Consider the following 19,366-nt stretch of genomic DNA (forward strand, 5'->3'; position numbering starts at 1 on the left):
GAATAGAAAACTATAAAAAAATGAAATGAAGAAGGAGATATTTTGAGTCAGAATAAACGAGTACAAACAGAAAAAGGGCTATCAACTATACAGAAAATGAAAAAATGGGCTAAAAACTTAAAGACACAACTTTTTGTGCTGTATTTAGCATATCGAGATGAAAGAGTCCCTTGGTATGCTAAGTTATTTACAATACTTGTTGTTGCTTATGCTTTCAGCCCTATTGACTTAATCCCTGATTTTATTCCAATCTTAGGGTATCTTGACGATCTCATTCTTGTTCCTTTAGGCGTTTACTTGGCATTAAAGCTTATTCCTGAAGAAGTATTAGAGGATTGTAAAAGGAAAATAGAAGGACAATCATCTATGAATAAACCTAAGAATTGGATAACAGGATTTCTTATTATTAGTATTTGGCTAATTGTTTTCGTGTGGATTGGAAAACTTGTTTTATCATATACGAATCATTAATGGGTTATGAATGGGCTATGTTCACTATAACAATGGTGGTTGGGAAGCAACATCATGAAAAATTCGCAATTGAAGTAGGAAAACATATTTCAAGAACATATTTAGCTGATCTTGAAACACAAGTAAGACAGTCGAGGTTACGTATTATCAAATAAGTATTATAATGAACAAAAAAACGAGGACTTTGTTTAAATGAAGTGTCCTCGTTTTTTGTTGATTCCTTGTTACGAATAGATTTAATTAGATATTTACCACGAGTAAATATTACTTATGTGGATTTGAAATAAAGTCGTACCGTCTATAAAAAAATTGCACCTTTATACCTCTTTAAATAATCTAAAGGGGTATATTTATAGTAAAAAGAAAAGAACATTTGGAATTGAAAGATCGATTAAGGAACTGTTGAGTGACAATAAGTTGTTTCGTTAAAGGTTCATATTGTTGAAAATGAACTGTGAATAAAAATCAAAATACATAGTTAAGGAAGTGGATGGATGAATTTATTAACTGTTACTGAGGAATTTTTTAATTATGTAAGGGAGTTTTTACTTTTAAGATTTATACTATTTGCTTTGGTCCTCATGACTTTTTCCTTTGTCATAAACCGTATTATTGATTGGTTCTTTAGGAAGTCCAGCTTTTTTGATGAAGAAGTAGAACAGACGATTCAAAGTGTAATTCGTTCAGTTTTAAGGTATGGAATTTTAATCAGTCTTGTTTTTTATCTAATTAGTCAATTTGTAGATATAAAAGGTATTCTTACAGGTGCAGGGATTGCTGGTGTTGTCATCGGTTTTGCTGCACAACAGATGCTAAAAGATGTTATATTAGGATTCGCAAGATTAACGGACAAAGAGTTTCGTGTCGGCGATTTTGTTACTTTTAACGGAACAAGTTCAGGTACCATTGAGGAGATCGGTATTCGCTTTATGCAAATTCGTGAATGGTCGGGAAAGCTCCTTACCATTCCACATGGAGAGATTAGAACGATACAAAATTTTAACAAAGGCTGGATGCGGGTTCTTGAACGGATTACGGTAAGTTATCAGGAAGATCCTACAAGAATAAAGGAATTGTTAGAAAAAGTATGTGTTGTCTGCAATGAAAAATTGGAACAAAGCCTATATAGGATAGGGGACGAGGCTGTTGAATCATTTCAATATGTTGGTGTTACAGACTTAAATCCAAATCTTAAATATGTTGGGTATGAATTTTGTATTGTAGGTTTGGTTAAACCTGAGGAGTACTTTGAAACCTCCAGGCAAGTAAGGTTTGAACTAATGTCTATATTCCATGAGAATCAAGTACAAATGCCAGCAGTGAATATGTTCGTTCATACTGAAAAATTACAGGAGATTCCTGGAGAGCAGCTTTCACCAAGCAGGTAAAGAAACTAGCTGATTGGAGAACCTAGGTCAGTTCATGAGGTGTGATTGGAGATTATATTTAGAATTTTGGTTTGTAGACCGGCAGATTTCGATGAGCTTAAGGGGGTAAACAATTCCTCCTAAAAAAAGTAACTTCCGCACTCGGGCGCAATTCTGTAGCAAGAATTGTGCTTATTCTTTATGTATCGGGACAAATTCTTGAATAACTAATTGTGGGAAAAATAGCAATTTGAGATGGTGCGTTAGTGGAATAAGGAACATTATGTTAAGTGACAAAAAGTTGTTTAATTTCTATTGGACTAACAGGCAGGTTAGTTGAAGAGTGTTAGTTAACTTGTGCTCAACAATTGGACCAGTTTGTTGAGAATCTCGCTCAAAGAGTGTTGGTTATTTATGTTAAAATATTGCGAGTGAAATCAGGTTCTTAACGATTTTATCAAGCAAAATAATTCAGAAACGAAGAAGGGACAGTACTAACATGGAAAACATATCAAATGTAGATAAATTGGAGTCAATAAAATCTTTACAATCGACAATCAGTAAACTCGAAAATGCCTTGTCACAGATGACTCAGAAAGGCGCAAATACTACCTTAGTAAAGAAACGACTCAAAGCTGCTTGCATCGGCTTAGTAATGCTAGAAAACGTTTGGAATCAAAGACCCCATCATTATACTCAGGAAGATTTAACAGAAGCTCGCAATGTTCTTGCTGGTTTGCTTCCATCAATTGAGAACATTTATGTTAAGTCAAAGGCTGGTAGTCCACAAAGGACGCTTTTAGAAAGAAGAATAAAAGCGTTGAAACTAGCTATTCAAGTGATTGACAATCTTTCTAATAAATAACTTATTTAACTAAATAGAGTAACGGGTACTTTAGTTCAATAAGAATTAAACAACTTTATTATTGATTTTTGAGTACCAATACTTTTATATAACCCAACATCACCATGAAGAAGTCATTAAAAAACCTACATAAAAAATCGAATACGCTAAAACCACAAAAGGCATCTGCTGTTTCTCAGTGGATGCCTTTTTAGTATTAAGAATGTGGGGGCAGATTTCATAAATAATAATGGCAATAGTTAAATTAGGTATTCCACTCCTATTTTACTTTTGGTTGCCATACACTATGTTCAGTAAACAGTTTCTTTCTTAATTATTTAAAAATCTTTCGCAAAATTTTAATTTTGTTCTTATACGGTGGAAATACAAGCCCTAAGTCTATCTTTGAGCTTTTCTTTAAAATACTTTTACGATGTGTAAAAGTATCAAAACTATGTTTTCCGTGATAAGCACCGAACCCTGCATTTCCTACTCCACCAAAAGGCAAGTGGAGATTAGCCATATGTGACATGGTATCATTGACGCATCCTCCCCCAAAAGAAATTCGTCCTAATACCTGTTTTTCAACATTTTTATTTTCAGTAAACACATACAAGGCTAACGGTTTGGGATGGTTGTTAACCATATGAATGACCTCACCTAAATCATTGTACTCCATAATTGGTAAAATCGGCCCGAAAATTTCTTCTTTCATAGCTGCATCATCCCATGATTTTACTTCAAGAAGTGTTGGTTCAATATATAAATGACTTCTAGATGAATTTCCACCAAATACTATATAATTTTGGTCTTGTTCTAATATAGAAATAAGTCTATCAAATTGTCTCTCATTAATAATTCGACCATAATCATTGCTTTTTGATACATCTGATCCATAAAAGTTTGTGATGATTTCTTTCATTTTCGAAATCAGTTTTACCTTGACAGATTTGTGTGCAATAACATAATCAGGTGCAATACAGGATTGTCCAGCATTTATGAATTTCCCCCAGATAATACGTTTGGCTGCTATATCGAGATTAGCTGTTTCATCGACAATAGCTGGTCCTTTTCCACCAAGTTCTAATGTTACTGGTACAAGATTTTTCGCCGCAGCTTCCATGACAATTTTTCCAACTGGAACGCTACCAGTAAAAAAGATATAGTCAAATGGTGCATGAATCAATAAAGAAGTTGTTTCTCTATCTCCTTCAATTACACGAATATATTGCTTATCAAACGTTTCACTTATTATTTTGTTAATTACAGCTGAAACATTTGGTGCATTTTCTGAAGGTTTGAGGACTACACAATTTCCTGCCGCAATTGCCCCAATAAGAGGTTCCATTAATGATTGAAATGGATAATTAAAAGGTCCAATAATTAGCACTGTACCATATGGCTCTTTTATTATGTAACTTTTGGAAGGTGCAAAGTGAATAGGTGTTTTTACTTTTTGAGGTTTCATCCACTGTTTTAAGTATTTCATAATAAACTTGATACTGTTAAATGCGAAACCAATTTCTGCAGCATATGCTTCAAACTCGCTTTTGTGTAAATCTTGATATAATGCGTTTAGCAATTGATTTTCATATTTTCGAATACAATTTTTTAATTTTTCTAACTGTTCAAGGCGAAATTGAAGACTTCTTGTATAATCATTATGGAAAAATTGTCTATGCTCTTGAATGAGTTGTTGGATATTATCAACCATTAGGGAAATCCCTCCAATAGCAAGTAAGTAAATCTTGGATCATTCAGCCCAAGTAATCAGTATTTGTGTGATTTCTGAAATGGTAATCACTCCTTTTGGGTATATGTCATGCATGTAACGATTGCTATTGCATGAATGAACATCATGGTTCGAATTAATTTGTACATGTTTCTTGAAAGTGACTCTCATTTTACAAAAAATGTATTCGATAGATGGGATAATCTTTCCTGCTCTAATCATGTATTGAAATAGGAGTAAATTACGAAAGAATAAAATGAATATTCACTCATTTATGGTAATATATTGTATAATTTATAATATAGAACTGCTAAGGGAGAAAATTATGATGTATGAACATTTTGTAAGGGTTGTGGGAAATGGTCAGCCAATTATCTTTCTTCCAGGAACAGGTTGGTCAGGTGATATAGGATTGCATATAGCTGATTCTGTAAAAAATTCTTATCAAGTGCATATGATTGATTTGCCTGGTATTGGACAAAGTCAAGGTTTGGATGGAGTTATAAAACTAGAAGATGCTGCTGCGTGGTTACATCGTTATATTACTAAGCTGAATATGGAAAAAGTTATTTTAATTGGACATTCATTGGGAGGAGCCATCTGTTTGGCTTATGCTTCCCATTATCCATCTCTAGTAGCGGGACTTATGTTATTAGACATAGGGTATGATAAAATACCGCTGTTTCCTGTGAAGATGTTTGGGAAATTAGGATATATGGTTCCGTTTATTAGTTTTTTTCATCGGTATTTTGGTAATAAGGTATTAGGGAAAGAAGAAGATGCAACGTCAAGAGAAGAGAAGACAGAAGAGAGAATAAAAACCAAAATAGAAGAATATGGATTTCCAAATAATGAGTACACAAGACAAGCGATAAAAAATCAACAACCAGCCAATACAAAGGGTATTAGTTTACTGTTAGCACTATATCGAACGAATCTTCCTAAAATGTTAACCTCTGTACAAGTTCCGAGTATATTGTTTTATGGTAATCGAAGTCAGGAACCTATGAAATTACAAAATAAAATTAAGAGAAATATTGCGCACGTTAAGAAAAAGCACCCTAGTATTGATATTCAAGAATTAAATGGTGGACATTATGCTCATTTGCAAGATGAACTTGCGTTAAGTAAAATGAAAGTTTTCATTCACTCTTTGTAATAAACACGATATTACTATATGTAATTGTCTTAAGATATAATTGCATGTGCCGAAAAGGAATAAAGACAATTATATAATTTTATAAACCGGAGAGGGAGAAAGCGGCATGTCAACAAACCGAAAAATTGGTGTAAGTTGTTTATTGCTGAGTAGCTGTGCGGCACTAAGTAGTTTTTTATTGAAAGGTATTCTTCCTTATTCAGGGATTATTGGCTGGACGTTATCTGTTGTTTTTATTTTATCAGGTGCTCATTTCATCGGGAAGGATGTAAGTGGGTCGTAACTTGTATTTTTCTATCTTAGATTTACACCTATATAAAAAAGAGATCATTACTCGATCTCTTTTTTTGTATACTTCTATTCTCTTTGATTTAATAGATATCCATATTTGAAGGAGTTTCCAAAGTTGAATTCTTTTACTTGCGTTATTTTGTTTGTTTTTGGATTGTATGTAAAGATTTTGACTGTATTGTAACCGCCGCTGTTAGGATCGGTGTTTCTAACAACGAATGTATTCTCTCCAATTTGTGTCATATTGTTTTTGTCATATACTTCTTTATTTGTAGGTCGAACGTTTTGATGGTTTGAAGAAGTCTTAATCACTTTGACTCCACCTGAAAATAATGTAACCATGATGAGTATAACGAGACATACCCTTATCATTCGTAATTCTTTAGCAATTGGATGCTCTTCCATATGGTTCACTCCTCTACTTTCTAAATGTATTAACATATATATTTTGTAAATACAAATAAATGAAAAGTAGTGGCGACAAACAAAAAGATTTCCAGTGTCTTGTTTATAACAGTTGTATTTCACATGGGATTTTGTCATGCCATGTATGAAAGATATCATTTATTAATTTGTATGACATTGCTTTGGGAATAAGTCCCCGTATGTAATGAAGGTTGTATTAAATTGTACTAGAAAATATCTGTTTTCTCGTATTATGAGGGTTGAAATCTTAATTTTGTCTTGTTGACCGAAGAGGCAAGTGTATCTCTTGGTTTTTAATATTGTTTTATTTTATGCGAGCACACGAGTGGCCGTAGAATAAAGCTAGAAAGAACAAAATATAATATTGTTACTATTAACTTAGCTTCTAGAGGGAATGGAATTTTTAAAATAAAAACCGTAAGCGTCAAATACTCCCCACCTACAATTTGTAAATAACCCATGAGATAATCTCCTTACATACTACATGTGGAGGTTTTTTATTTGCTTAAAAAAGAAGTATGTGGATAATAGAGCTATTGGAGGGAAAGAAAGTGGCTATTATTATTACAATGTTTCTAATGGGGATTTTGTTAGGTTTTGTTGGAGCAGGTGGAGCGGGGTTTATTATTGGAGTACTCACTCTCGTCTTTCACGTGCCAATTCATACAGCGCTCGCTACATCATTAACAGCGATGGCATTTACAACACTTTCTGGAGTGATGAGTCATTATCGAGAAAGAAATGTTGCCATGAAAATTGGTTGTGTTGTAGGAGGGTTTGGTGCGCTTGGATCATATGTTGGATCTAAAATTGGTGCTGGGATTCCTGAACAACTTCTTCATTGGTTTACGGCTGCTATGTTATTTTTATCAGCGGTATGTATGTTAATTCGTTTGTTTTTTGTACAAGATCAAAAAGGGTTGTCTACTAGTTTATCAGATCAGTTATCCCCATATGTATTAGGAAAAGGAGCTCTGTTAGGAAGTGCGACTGGAATATTAGCAGGGGCATTTGGAATTGGTTCAGCACCTTTCATTCAACTAGGATTAATGGTATTACTAGGCTTATCAATTCGTCAGTCAGTAGGGACTACAATGCTGGTTATTTTACCAATTGCAATTGGTGGAGGAGTTGGATATACCTCAGCAGGATATTTGGATTATATGTTATTAGTGCAAGTTTTAATGGGAACAATGCTAGGGGCATATATAGGAGCTAAATTTACAAATTATGCACCTCGTGTTATTTTGAAGTTTTCGATGATTATGACACCTGTTTTAGCGGGATGTATGTTATTAATAGAATAAAAACTAAAATACTGGGGGATAGGTGGGGTTATTTATTTCCGTAAATTGTTATGTATAAGTTTTTGGATTGTGTTATTTATATTGGGAATATATCTAAAAAATTCTTTTACATGGTATTTAAAGGTCGCGCCTGTAGTTATTTTAGTACTCATTTTAATGATTATATATCGGCGTTTTCGATTTGCAATGTTCACTTTTAGTACCCGATTTTCAACATAACAATAGTCATTATTACTCTGCTATTTAGTATACGAATTCCATTGCTATTTTATATCTAAATTCAGTCAAAACTTTGTAATATCAGGGGATATAAAAGACCAAATCACATAGTGATTTGGTCTTGAAATTAGTATGCTATTTCTAAGGTTCCTCCACAAAAACTGAACTACTTAATTTTTATATAAACGATTTTTTTGCATTTGTAAATTTATTCTATTGTAATAACCCTTCTTTTTGTGAAAACTCTCTTGCTACTTTCGCTGCTGCTTTCACTTCTACGTTCACATTTTTACTAAATGTAGCATTACAATTTGGACATTTTTTCATTTGAAACACATTCTTTGGGATAAATCTTATAGGTGCATTATAAAATGAATAAATAGGGAATTTCTGTATTTTTATAAAAATATGCTTTTCTTTCCATAGAGAATATTTCCATCTTTGTCCGTATAAGCTAAAATAAAGTAAAACTTTCATCAGTGAGGATCTTGGGGATAAAGATAAAATATAAGGAATGGTGCATATGTGGCGGAAAATATCTATTGTTGTTGTGTTAGTATGTTTAGCTGGTTATGCAATATATGAGCAGTTTGGAAAAGAGAAAGCACAAGTAACAGACAATCAAAAGCAAAGTACAGAGGGTGTAAAAGAGGCAATTGCACAAAATGGCATTGAAATTGGAAAAATAGCGCCTGATTTTGAATTGTCCAAGCTTGATGGTACAAAGGTGAAGCTTTCTGATTTAAAAGGTAAGAAAGTTATTGTGAATTTTTGGGCAACGTGGTGTGGTCCATGTCAGCAAGAAATGCCGGATGTACAGGCATTTTATGATAAGTATCAGAAAGATGTAGAAGTATTGGCGGTGAATTATACAGCGTCAGAAGGGGCTGAAGGAAAAGCGAAGGTCCAAAAATTTGCACAAGAGAAAGGGCTTACTTTTCCGATTCTTCTTGATACAGATATAAAAGTAACGACTACCTATAAAGTTATTACAATTCCAACTTCATATTTTATTGATACAAAAGGAGTTATCCAGGATAAATTTATCGGACCGATGACGGTGAAAGAAATGGAGAAAAGAGTCGCAAAATTAAAATAAAGTGAAACTTCTATCCGCGTGGGGGGATAACTGCCCGCGAATAGCGGAATAAAAGATGAAAGTAGGAATGGTATATGTGCCATTCCTATTTTCTATTTAAATGCTAATTGAGCTTCTTTCATTATGTTAAGTTATAATGTAAATAAAAAGCTAAGGAGAAGATTATGGGGAATTTCACAAGTGATTATGTTGTAATTGATTTTGAAACAACAGGATTTAATCCTTATCAAGATAATATTATTCAAATGGCTGCGATTCGGTATCGAAATCATATATGTACCGATCAATTTGTTTCGTATGTGAATCCAGAGAAGATGATTCCGAGCCGCATTACAATGTTGACAGGTATTCGGAATTTTGATGTTGCAAGTGCTCCGACAATTGATATAGTTTTACCCGAATTTATTGCATTTATTGGAGAAGATACGATTATTGCTCATAATGCTTCTTTTGATATGAGGTTTTTAAAGAGTAATATGGAACGATTAGGACTCGGCACACCAAAAAATATAGTGCTGGATACACTTAGTTTAGCAAAACGATATATAAAACATGTACCAAATCATAAATTAGAAACATTGAAACGATTTTTACATATTCAAGTACGCTCTCATAATGCATTAGATGATTGTTTCACTTGCGCTGCCGTATATCAAAAATGTGTAGAAGAGAAGAATGGAAAAGAAAAGAAGGTGATTTCTCAAGGTTTAACAAAGGAAGAAGAAAGAGCCTTTGAAATCATAAAAGAAATATTGGAAATGCATAACAAAGACACAACAGTTATTCGCCATGCTTGTGTCGGGAATTATTTGGATATCAAAGCGCTTTATTCATTTGTAAGAATCAAACTAAAGGGAAGAAAAAAATACGTATTAACGAATAAAGAGCAAGAGGAAATAGTAGCTGTGTATCCAACTGTTATATGTGAACCTGCTACAAAAAGTGAATTAGGTGTTACAAGAATTATGATTGATCAGCCTGAGGATTTGGTTGCTTTTGAAGTCCTCATTCTTGCCGCGTATGAGGAGGGAATGAAGACTTTGCAGCGTTCATAAAATGAAACTTCTGCAAGTGTGGGCATCCCACACTTGTTTTCTTTGTTTTTTAAAACTTTATCCTGCATGAACGAGCGGTAAGATTCCTACTGATGGAAGTTGCACTTTATTGCCTATGAATAGCAAGATAAGTGCAAAGGTTGTTTACAATACTTCAGTTTATATTGTGGTTAAATGGATTAATTATGCTAAAAATAAAATTTTCACATAAATCTGATTAGGGAGTTTTTTAACTGTTCATACTAGTAACACGAAAGAGAAAGGGTGAACAGTATGAGAAGAAATCGACGGAGAACGTTTGAAGAACTTGTGATGGAAAATAAGCGGCAGCTACTTAATGATCGTGATGCAATTGAACGGATTGAAGAAAAATTAGAGAAGCGATTTGAAACGCGTATTTTCAAGCAGGCTGAATAATTCTTATAGCTAGTATAATACTAGCTGTAAGGAGGCGATATTATGGGTAATCCAAAGAAACATCCACAAGATTTTGCTCCAAACCAGATTGGAATGCAATCGAGAGCAGCTGGCGGTAATAAAGGAAAACAAATGCAAGACAAATCAGGGAAACAACCGATTGTTGATAACGGTTAAAGAGAGGGAGAATGGAAGCATTCTCCTTCTTTTTTTGCATACATAATTAAAGATATTTTTTACAAACTAATGTTGTATGTATTTTCAATAAAGGAGGAAGACAGCATGCCAGAACAAAACAAAGCAAATCCAGATGATCGTAGTGATAACGTTGAGAAATTGCAAGAGGCAGTATATAACACAATTGAAAATATGAACGAAGCAAGGGAAGCTGCGGAGTTTTCTAATGCGAAAGACCGCGCAGAAATCGAAGCGAAAAATGAGCGCCGCATGGAAAGTATTGAAGGAATGCGAAAAGAGATTAAAGAGGAAGCTGCATATCGTAATAAATAAGAGAAGGCTGACAATTGTCAGCCTTTTTTTGTAATGGAAAAATTTTCAGTAAGGAGACGCCAATTTTGCGGGAATGGTAACCCGATTTTCCAATAACTGATACCGCGAATACCTTGTTCTTTTATTAAATTAAACTTACTTTGAACGGACCTTGCATCTTCAAACCATACTTCATGCTTTACTCCGTTTTCATCGTAATAATTAAAATGCGGAGCTTGTGAAGTGAAATCGTATTGAATTGGTACATTATATTTCCGAGCAAGTGCAACAGCAGCAACAGAACTAAGTGCTTTTGCAGGAGGATTTCCCTCTTTGAATGGAAGAATCCAATCAAATCCGTATAAGTTTTGTCCCATCATAATTTTACGTGGCGGCATTTGTGATTTTGCATATTGAATGACTTGTTTGACAGGACCAATTGGAGAAACTGCAAGAGGCGGTCCACCTTGCCATCCCCAGTCGTATGTCATAATGACAACGAAATCAACAATTTCACCTTGTGTCTTATAGTCCTGAGCTGCAGCTGCACCTTTTTGAGTTGAACTTGTTTTTGGGGGGAGAGTTGTACTTAGCGTATATCCTCTTGGTAGACGTGTTTTTACTTTGCGTAAAAATTGATTATATGCTTCGCGGTCTCCTGGTGCAAGGTTCTCAAAATCAAAATGAATGTCACGCATTCCATATTTTTGTGCTGTTTGTAAAATATTTGTAATGAGCGTATTTTGAATTGTCTCATTGCGTAAAATAATGCTTGTTAATTCAGGGCTAAAACTTCCATTTTCAAGGTTTGTGATAACGAGCATCGGAATCGTTTGCCCTTGTTTTGCAATTGTGACGATTTCAGATATTTGTGTAGGTTCTTTTAGCGTTCCGTCACGCTTTGCCTCAAAGCTAAAGTAGGCTAAGTAAGTTAAATATGGATTGATAGCTTTGGTGGAAGTAACTAAGCTTTCTTTAATCGGAATTGTGGACGGCTGTAAATAGGCAATGGATTCAATGATTTTTTTTGTTCCTTTTGGTACATATAGCTGCTGTCCGACTTGGAGTGCAGATTTTAATGATAAATGATTCACTTTTGCTAAGCTGGCGACAGGGACATTGTAGGTTAAGGCAATTTTATATAAGCTATCGCCAGGCTGTACATAATAAGTATTTCCTTCCGTATTCACGATTAATGCTTGCCCAATCACGAGTGTTTGAGCTGGATTTAATCCATTATCTCTCACAATTGTTTCTGGGGTTGTTCCGTACTGCTGTGCTAATTTATATACGTTATCACCGCTTCGCACAGTTATAATTTGTAGCATATGCTCACTCCTTTAAGGAAAAAGATCCGCCGCTTCTATTTTATTTTCAGTTTCTCTGTATTATGATTAAAGGTGTAGAAAGAAATGCAAGCGAGAAGGAGACAAAAATATGTTTGTAGCAGAACACGAAATTGATATTCGTTATGCAGAGACGGATCAAATGGGTGTCGTGTACCATGCGAATTATTTAGTATGGTTAGAACTTGGGCGTACGAAATTAATTCAAGATTTAGGGTTTTCATATGTTGAAATGGAGAATGATGGGATTGTATCTCCTGTACTTGATTTGCAAATTACATATCGAAAAGCAATGCGTTACGGAGAAAAAGCAATTGTGAAAACATGGGTGGAGTCGGTGAGTCCACTACGTGTTATTTACGGCTATGAAATTTATAATGGAAACGGCGAACGTTGTATTACAGCATCTACAACAAATATTTGTGCAAAAAAAGAAGGCTTTCGTCCAGTATCCTTTAAAAAATTGTACCCAGAGTGGTATGAAACATACGAGAAGATTAAAAAACAATGAAAAAACGTGGCTTAGGCCACGTTTTTATTTTTCATAATGAAATTGCGGAAAATCATCATCATTACTGAATGTAACAGATAAATTATGTCCGTCAAAGAACCATTCATCATCGCCTTCAATAAAGAAAGTAATGCCATCTTCTTGAACTTGTACAGCAGGAGTAACTGGATTATCTTTACGAATTCCTAATGAAAGTCCTTTTTGAACAGTGCTACATCCACCGTATTGTACGAAAAAGCGAATAGCATCGCCTGTTTGTAAACCAAGTTCGTTTTTATACCAGCTTACTGCTTCTTTTGATACTGAAATGTTCATCTGTGTTCCTCCAACATAATCACTTTTTCTTTTAGTATAAAAAATAACGCAAAAAGACGCCATTTATATGCTTTGCGTTTTCTTTTTGCGTTATGTGGGTTACAATCCTACTTTTGTTTCTGTTGTTTCTTTGTTAAATTTGCTTTTGGCTCTGTTTTATTTATAATTCGTCCAATATTTGCACGATGTCGATAAATAACCATACCAGCTAATAAACACATCGCAACAATGAAGATTTTATCCCCGTTTATAATTGCTGCAATAACAGCAACGATAGCTGTTAACATAGAAGAAAGTGAAACGTATCTCGTCGTAAATAGTAGGGTAAAAAAGATAACGGCTAGTACTACAAAGGTAACTGGCGCGTAGCATAATAGTACGCCAGCAGAAGTAGCAACTGCTTTTCCTCCGCGGAACTTTGCGAAAATTGGGTATACATGACCAAGTACTGCAGCTAATCCGAACCATAGAGGATGGATATGTAAACCGAAAATCATCGGTAGAGCTGTAGCTAATGTTCCTTTTAGAATATCAGCAATTGTAACAATGAAACCCGCTTTTTTCCCTAATGTACGAAATGTATTCGTTCCTCCTAAATTTCCGCTGCCATGCTCGCGAATATCGATTCCATAGCCAATTTTTCCAACGACAAGTCCAGATGGAATCGAGCCAAGTAAATAGGCAACGATAAATAAAAGATATGTAAGCATAAGTTCAGTCTCCTTTATTCAAATGTGTTGATAAAGGGTAAAAAGAGTTTTTCCCGTATATTGTACCATACATTTGTAAAGAACACATTTCTTTTTTATAGAGTGAAACTTCTATTAGTGGTGGGTTCCTCATCTCTCACTGATGGAGAGTATTCACTAATGGGACTCTTATTGTCCGTTCATGCGGGAAAAATAAAAGGTTCGATGAATGTTTAAAAAATTTTCACAGAATGTTACATTTTTCACATATTTGCTCTTACTATATGTTGTATCATTTTGATAGTAAATGAACAAGATGTTGTTGGGGGTTTAAGGAATGAAGCAAGTGATAGAAGAAAACAGTAAATATGAAGAGAACCTAAAGGATATTTTTACGAAAATCGTTTATGCAAATGAACAAGATTTAATGCAGGAAAATGCGAATGTTGATGGCCGGTCTCCGATGGGGATGATGGGGAAATTTGCATCTGAGAGTGCAAAGTATTATGCGATTGAACATTTACTTTCTGAAGAAGTGAAAAAAGCAATTGATCAAAATATTTTATATCCGCATGATTTAGATTTTTATGCAACAGGTACGACAACTTGTTCGCAAATTCCATTAGCTCAAATGCTTGAAAATGGGTTTCATACAGGCCATGGATATATGCGACAGCCACAAGATATTAAAAGTGCGTTGGCACTTTCCTCTATTATTTTTCAAGCGAATCAAAATATGCAGCATGGTGGTCAATCATTTGCGCTGTTTGATATAGATTTAGCACCATATGTGAGAAAAACGTTTGAAAGAAATAAAAAACGTTTAGCAACATATCCATTAACAGTTAAACAAGTAGAAGAGTTTGCGTGGAAAGAAACAGAAAATGATACGTACCAAGCATGTGAAGCATTTATTCATAATTCGAATAGCATGCATAGCAGGGGCGGAGGACAAGTTCCATTTATTTCGATTAATTACGGAACGGATACATCAAAAGAAGGAAGATTATTGATTAAACAATTGTTACGAGCAACGCAGGCTGGATTAGGAAAAAGAGAAACACCTATTTTTCCGATTCAAATCTTCAAATTAAAAAAAGGTGTAAATTTTGAAGAAAAAGATCCAAATTATGATTTATTTGAACTAGCATTAGCAACGACAGCGCAACGATTGTTTCCAAACTTCTCATTTTTAGATGCACCATTTAATGCGGAACATTATGATGGCCGTCCTGAAAGTGAAGTATGTTATATGGGGTGTCGCACTCGTGTTATGTCTAATATTCATGGAGAAGAAACAGCGATTGGAAGAGGGAATTTATCGTTTACATCTATTAACTTAGTGAAATTAGCATGCATCAGTGAAACAAAAGAAGTATTTTTTGAAGCTCTAAATGATTATGTGGACCTAGGTGTTCGTCAATTATTAGAAAGGTTTTCTTATCAATCGACGAAAAAAGCAAGAGATTTTCAATTCTTATATTCACAAGGAGTATGGCGTGGTGGTGAACAACTTCAACCTGAAGATTGTGTTGCTGAAATTTTAAAACAAGGTACATTAAGTATTGGTTTTATCGGCCTTGCAGAATGTTTAGTTGCTTTAACGGGAAAACATCATGGGGAAGATGAAGCGTCATGGAAGCTTGGATATGAAATTATTGAATATATGAGAAAGAAAATGGATGAAGCAACAGAGAAATATCAATTGAATTTCTCGTTAATTGCTACTCCGGCAGAAGGATTATCAGGAAAATTTATTAAAAAAGATCGAGCTGAATTTGGAACGATTACAGGTGTAACGGATCATAATTATTATACAAATTCATTCCATATTCCAGTTTATTATCCTATTCAAGTAATTGATAAAATTCGTTTAGAAGGACCGTTTCATGCACTTTGTAATGGTGGTCATATTACGTATATTGAATTGGACGGGGCGGCTGTTCATAATCAAAAAGCATTACAGCAAATTGTAAAGGCAATGGCACAAAGTGGTGTAGGGTATGGCTCCATTAATCACCCAGTGGACCGCTGTAAATGTTGTGGTTATAATGGTGTGATTGGGAATGAATGTCCAAGCTGTAGCAATGAAGATGAACATTATTTTGAAAGAATTCGCCGCATTACTGGATACCTTGTAGGAGATATGTCAAAGTGGAACAGTGCGAAGCGAAGTGAAGAAGCGGATCGGGTGAAACATATATGAGAGTAATGAATATCATTCATGATAGTGTAGTAGATGGTGAAGGGTTGCGGACAGTCGTATTTTTTGCGGGCTGTCCGCATCGCTGTTTTGGCTGCCATAATCCACAGTCTTGGAATATTTGTAATGGAACTGAGATTACAAAAGGAGAAATGATAACAGAAATTGAAAAAAACCCCCTTACTGATGTAACATTTTCAGGTGGAGATCCATTTTTTCAAGCTGCTGAAGTGAAAGCAATAGCAAAAGCAGTAAAAAAAATGAGAAAAAATTTATGGATTTACACAGGTTATACATTAGAGGAGATACAGAATTCACGAAATAATGATATGATAGAATTGTTGCAGTATGCAGATGTATTAGTAGATGGAAGGTTTGAGCTAGCGAAGCGAGACCTTACATTACCGTTTCGCGGAAGTTCAAATCAACGTATTATACGATTGAAGGAGTAAAAGGACGGGATAGAATTGAATAAAACAGTTTTACTTGTTGAAGATGAAAAAAGATTGCGAGAAATTGTTAGCGATTATTTTCGGAATGAGGGCTTTGAAGTTATTGAAGCTGAAGATGGAAAGAAAGCATTAGAACGGTTTGATGAGCATACGGTAGATTTAATTATATTAGATATTATGTTGCCAGAAATTGATGGCTGGTCTGTATGTAGACGTGTAAGAAAAGAATCAGCGGTACCAATCATTATGTTAACAGCTCGTTCTGATGAGGATGATACTTTACTTGGCTTTGAATTAGGAGCAGACGAATATGTAACAAAACCGTTTAGTCCGAAAATTTTAGTTGCACGTGCTAAAACATTATTAAAACGTGCGGATGGTGCGTTAGGTCAAGCTGAAGAAAATACACTTTCTCTTGCAGGTATCGAAGTGAATCGTTTGTCGCGTACTGTAATGGTAGACGGTGAAGAGATTACATTAACACATAAAGAATTTGAGCTTCTTGTTTATTTAATGGAGAATAAAGGGATTGTATTATCTCGTCAACATTTATTAGATCAACTTTGGGGGTATGATTACTTTGGAGATGATCGTACAGTAGACACACATATTAAGAAACTTCGTAATAAATTAGGAGATAAAGCAACACATATTGGTACAGTTATTCGTGTCGGATATAAGTTTGAAGAGTAATATTGGTGCCTATCTATACATTCTTATACTTAATTGTATGTACAATTTTTTATACTTGATTATTTATGAAATATGATTGTATTTTTTTGTTTGGATTTCACGATGAGTTCACAGAAAGGACACAAACCGTGATTATACTAAAAATACGATTTAAGTAGAGAGGGGATAAATAAGTTATGGGATATTATAATCAAACAGAAACGAATGAAACTCGTACGGAAACAGTAAAATCGAGCAGCAAAAAAGGATACTTTTTTACAGGAGTTGTCGGTGCTGTTATTGGTGCCGTTACAATTAGTTTTGCAGCTCCGTATATGCCTTGGACAAATAACTCTGTGATTTCATCTTCTTCTGGAACAAAAGTAGAGGGAACGGCGGTTCCAGTTGTTAATAAAACAAAAGGTGCAACAGATCTCCCTGGTATGATTGAAGGAGCAAAAGAAGTAGTTGTAGGTGTAATGAATTTCCAAAAAAATATGGATCCATTTTCTCAATCAGCAGGACAAGAAGCTGAAGCTGGTTCAGGATCAGGTGTTATTTATAAAAAAGTTGGAGATAAGGCACTTATTGTGACAAATAACCACGTTGTAGATGGTGCAAATAAATTAGAAGTGAAGTTGAGTAATGGAACGAATGTGCCAGCGAAGTTAGTAGGAAAAGATCCTTGGTTAGATTTAGCGGTTGTTGAGATTGATGGAAAAAATGTTAATAAAATTGCAACACTTGGCGATTCAGATAAAATTCGTGCAGGAGAATCTGCGATTGCAATTGGTAACCCACTTGGCTTTGATGGAAGTGTAACAGAAGGGATTATTAGTAGTAAAGATCGTGAAATCCCGGTTGATATTAACGGGGATGGCCGTCCAGATTGGCAAGCACAAGTTATTCAAACAGATGCTGCGATTAACCCAGGGAATAGCGGTGGTGCCCTATTCAATCAAAACGGTGAAGTAATTGGTATTAACTCTAGTAAAATTGCACAGCAAGCAGTAGAGGGAATTGGATTTGCCATTCCAATTAATGTAGCAAAACCAGTAATTGACTCTCTTGAAAAATATGGTGAGGTAAAACGACCTGTTATGGGGGTTACAGTAATGGGTCTTGATGAAATCCCAAGTTATGCATTAGGTCAATTTAAGTTACCTAAAGATGTAACAAGTGGTGTTCTGTTAAGACAAATTACTCCAGGATCACCAGCAGAAAAAGCAGGATTACAGCAATATGATGTTGTCGTTGCCTTTGATGGTCAAAAAATAGAAAATGCAGTTCAATTCCGTAAATACTTATATGAGAAGAAAAAAGTAGGCGACAAACTAGAAGTGACAGCGTATCGAAATGGTGAGAAAATAACGAAAACATTAACACTAGCTGATAGTGGTACTACGAATTAATAAAGAAAGTCTCTTTCATGTTGAAAGAGACTTTCTTTATCGGCTATACTAAACTAACAGGAGGGATTACATATGACAATTGAAAATCCAACTCGTACGGAAATTGGAGAGATTTTAAAAAATAGTAAGACTATTGCGGTTGTCGGATTATCTGATAATCCAGGACGTACTTCTTATATGGTGTCAAAAGCGATGCAAGATGCAGGATACCGTATTATTCCTGTTAATCCAAACGTAGATACTGTATTAGGAGAACGAGCGGTAAAATCGTTAGCTGAAATAAAAGAGCATGTTGATATCGTTAATGTATTCCGTCGTTCTGAGTTTTTAATGGATGTTGCCAAAGAGTTTACTGCGATTGAAGCGGATACATTTTGGGCACAATTAGGTATACAAGATGAGGAAACATATCGTTTTTTGAAAGAAAAAGGCTATACTGTCATTATGGATCGTTGCATTAAAGTTGAACATGCAATGACAAGATAAAGTGAGACTTCTATCATTGGGGGGCGGTTCGCCTTCCAATGATGGAAAGTTCTCATTAATCGGGCTTTTACGGGGAGTTATTCCCCGTATATCTTCCTCACTTTGCTCTGGATTTTGAGGAGGATACTACTCAAAATAGTGGGATAGATCGTATTTGTGAAATTTATTGAGCTCCTATTCGTATAATAGGGAGGAGCAGATGGACGAGGTGTTCATCATGAAGTTTTTTAAAGGTTGTTTTTGGGGATTGCTGCTTGTCACTCCATTTTGGATTATTATCATTTTGTTGATTATTAAATGGTGGAGTATGTAGTTGTTTTTGGAATACATATCCATGTTTCGTTGACAAACGATTACTTTTCTGAAATAGTAGCGTAGAGGAATCCTTGTGACAAGCAAGGATT

The 19,366-nt window shown here is 34.8% G+C and carries 22 protein-coding genes; 17 read left to right on the forward strand and 5 right to left on the reverse strand.

What is annotated here, in order from left to right; translation table 11 throughout:
* Positions 1-42 precede the first annotated feature (42 nt).
* The 3 genes from AB1279_RS09940 (at position 43) to AB1279_RS09950 (ending at position 2,703) form a co-directional block, all read left to right on the forward strand.
* Complete coding sequence (locus AB1279_RS09940; protein WP_429758601.1) at positions 43-471, forward strand: YkvA family protein; 429 nt, start codon at positions 43-45, stop codon at positions 469-471.
* A 494-nt stretch (positions 472-965) separates the two neighbouring features.
* Positions 966-1,859, forward strand: coding sequence for a mechanosensitive ion channel family protein (locus AB1279_RS09945; RefSeq protein WP_429758602.1), 894 nt, complete (start codon positions 966-968; stop codon positions 1,857-1,859).
* Between the two features lie 478 nt (positions 1,860-2,337).
* Positions 2,338-2,703 carry a hypothetical protein gene (locus AB1279_RS09950; RefSeq protein ID WP_429758604.1) on the forward strand — a complete coding sequence of 122 codons (366 nt, stop codon included), beginning with the start codon at positions 2,338-2,340 and terminating at the stop codon, positions 2,701-2,703.
* A gap of 313 nt (positions 2,704-3,016) precedes the next feature.
* Here AB1279_RS09950 and AB1279_RS09955 read toward each other — a convergent pair whose 3' ends face one another.
* Positions 3,017-4,396: an aldehyde dehydrogenase gene (locus AB1279_RS09955; protein WP_429758605.1), complete on the reverse strand. Its 1,380-nt coding sequence runs from the start codon at positions 4,394-4,396 to the stop codon at positions 3,017-3,019.
* 343 nt (positions 4,397-4,739) lie between these two features.
* Here AB1279_RS09955 and AB1279_RS09960 point away from each other — a divergent pair, with 343 nt between their 5' ends.
* Together AB1279_RS09960 and AB1279_RS09965 are read left to right on the forward strand one after the other, a co-directional pair.
* Positions 4,740-5,573 carry an alpha/beta hydrolase gene (locus tag AB1279_RS09960; RefSeq protein WP_429758606.1) on the forward strand — a complete coding sequence of 278 codons (834 nt, stop codon included), beginning with the start codon at positions 4,740-4,742 and terminating at the stop codon, positions 5,571-5,573.
* A 106-nt stretch (positions 5,574-5,679) separates the two neighbouring features.
* A complete protein-coding gene (locus AB1279_RS09965; protein WP_429758607.1) occupies positions 5,680-5,856 on the forward strand; it encodes a hypothetical protein in 177 nt (58 codons plus the stop codon).
* Positions 5,857-5,930: 74 nt separating this feature from the next.
* Here the strand turns inward: AB1279_RS09965 and AB1279_RS09970 are convergent, their stop codons facing one another.
* The gene (locus AB1279_RS09970) at positions 5,931-6,269 is read right to left on the reverse strand and encodes a YmzC family protein (protein WP_429758608.1); all 339 of its coding nucleotides are present in this window, start codon (positions 6,267-6,269) and stop codon (positions 5,931-5,933) included.
* A 572-nt stretch (positions 6,270-6,841) separates the two neighbouring features.
* On the opposite strand from AB1279_RS09970, the gene AB1279_RS09975 reads away from it, so the two are divergent.
* From AB1279_RS09975 to tlp, 6 genes are all read left to right on the forward strand, one after another.
* Positions 6,842-7,597: a sulfite exporter TauE/SafE family protein gene (locus tag AB1279_RS09975; RefSeq protein WP_429758609.1), complete on the forward strand. Its 756-nt coding sequence runs from the start codon at positions 6,842-6,844 to the stop codon at positions 7,595-7,597.
* Positions 7,598-8,339: 742 nt separating this feature from the next.
* A complete protein-coding gene (locus AB1279_RS09980) occupies positions 8,340-8,915 on the forward strand; it encodes a TlpA family protein disulfide reductase (RefSeq protein WP_429758610.1) in 576 nt (191 codons plus the stop codon).
* A gap of 164 nt (positions 8,916-9,079) precedes the next feature.
* Entirely contained in the window at positions 9,080-9,970 is an 891-nt protein-coding gene (locus AB1279_RS09985; protein ID WP_429758611.1) for a 3'-5' exonuclease, read from the forward strand.
* Positions 9,971-10,243: 273 nt separating this feature from the next.
* Entirely contained in the window at positions 10,244-10,387 is a 144-nt protein-coding gene (locus AB1279_RS09990) for an FbpB family small basic protein (protein ID WP_098309921.1), read from the forward strand.
* 42 nt (positions 10,388-10,429) lie between these two features.
* Entirely contained in the window at positions 10,430-10,564 is a 135-nt protein-coding gene (locus AB1279_RS09995; protein ID WP_429748962.1) for an acid-soluble spore protein N, read from the forward strand.
* A 105-nt stretch (positions 10,565-10,669) separates the two neighbouring features.
* A complete protein-coding gene (gene tlp, locus AB1279_RS10000; RefSeq protein WP_429748964.1) occupies positions 10,670-10,897 on the forward strand; it encodes a small acid-soluble spore protein Tlp in 228 nt (75 codons plus the stop codon).
* A gap of 17 nt (positions 10,898-10,914) precedes the next feature.
* Here the strand turns inward: tlp and AB1279_RS10005 are convergent, their stop codons facing one another.
* Entirely contained in the window at positions 10,915-12,204 is a 1,290-nt protein-coding gene (locus AB1279_RS10005; RefSeq protein ID WP_429748966.1) for a LysM peptidoglycan-binding domain-containing protein, read from the reverse strand.
* A 109-nt stretch (positions 12,205-12,313) separates the two neighbouring features.
* Between AB1279_RS10005 and AB1279_RS10010 the strand changes: the two genes are divergently transcribed.
* The gene (locus AB1279_RS10010) at positions 12,314-12,733 is read left to right on the forward strand and encodes an acyl-CoA thioesterase (RefSeq protein ID WP_429748968.1); all 420 of its coding nucleotides are present in this window, start codon (positions 12,314-12,316) and stop codon (positions 12,731-12,733) included.
* Between the two features lie 24 nt (positions 12,734-12,757).
* On the opposite strand, the gene AB1279_RS10015 is transcribed toward AB1279_RS10010, so the two are convergent.
* Both AB1279_RS10015 and plsY read right to left on the reverse strand, forming a co-directional pair.
* The gene (locus AB1279_RS10015; protein WP_429758612.1) at positions 12,758-13,048 is read right to left on the reverse strand and encodes a HesB/YadR/YfhF family protein; all 291 of its coding nucleotides are present in this window, start codon (positions 13,046-13,048) and stop codon (positions 12,758-12,760) included.
* A gap of 107 nt (positions 13,049-13,155) precedes the next feature.
* Positions 13,156-13,758, reverse strand: a complete 603-nt coding sequence (gene plsY / locus AB1279_RS10020) for a glycerol-3-phosphate 1-O-acyltransferase PlsY (protein WP_336481090.1) — start codon at positions 13,756-13,758, stop codon at positions 13,156-13,158.
* Positions 13,759-14,074: 316 nt separating this feature from the next.
* On the opposite strand from plsY, the gene AB1279_RS10025 reads away from it, so the two are divergent.
* The 5 genes from AB1279_RS10025 (at position 14,075) to AB1279_RS10045 (ending at position 18,962) form a co-directional block, all read left to right on the forward strand.
* Positions 14,075-15,943, forward strand: a complete 1,869-nt coding sequence (locus AB1279_RS10025; protein ID WP_429758613.1) for an anaerobic ribonucleoside triphosphate reductase — start codon at positions 14,075-14,077, stop codon at positions 15,941-15,943.
* Positions 15,940-16,392: an anaerobic ribonucleoside-triphosphate reductase activating protein gene (gene nrdG, locus AB1279_RS10030; RefSeq protein WP_429758614.1), complete on the forward strand. Its 453-nt coding sequence runs from the start codon at positions 15,940-15,942 to the stop codon at positions 16,390-16,392. Before AB1279_RS10025 ends, nrdG begins: the two co-directional genes overlap by 4 nt.
* A 15-nt stretch (positions 16,393-16,407) precedes the next feature.
* Positions 16,408-17,085 (forward strand): response regulator transcription factor, encoded by a 678-nt coding sequence (locus AB1279_RS10035; RefSeq protein ID WP_429748974.1) that lies wholly within the window; start codon positions 16,408-16,410, stop codon positions 17,083-17,085.
* Positions 17,086-17,261: 176 nt separating this feature from the next.
* Complete coding sequence (locus AB1279_RS10040; RefSeq protein WP_429748976.1) at positions 17,262-18,476, forward strand: S1C family serine protease; 1,215 nt, start codon at positions 17,262-17,264, stop codon at positions 18,474-18,476.
* A 72-nt stretch (positions 18,477-18,548) separates the two neighbouring features.
* Positions 18,549-18,962, forward strand: coding sequence for a CoA-binding protein (locus tag AB1279_RS10045; RefSeq protein WP_429748978.1), 414 nt, complete (start codon positions 18,549-18,551; stop codon positions 18,960-18,962).
* Positions 18,963-19,366: the final 404 nt, after the last annotated feature.

The sequence above is a fragment of the Bacillus sp. S14(2024) genome (genome assembly GCF_050473785.1).
In the GTDB taxonomy this organism is placed as follows: domain Bacteria; phylum Bacillota; class Bacilli; order Bacillales; family Bacillaceae_G; genus Bacillus_A; species Bacillus_A yunxiaonensis.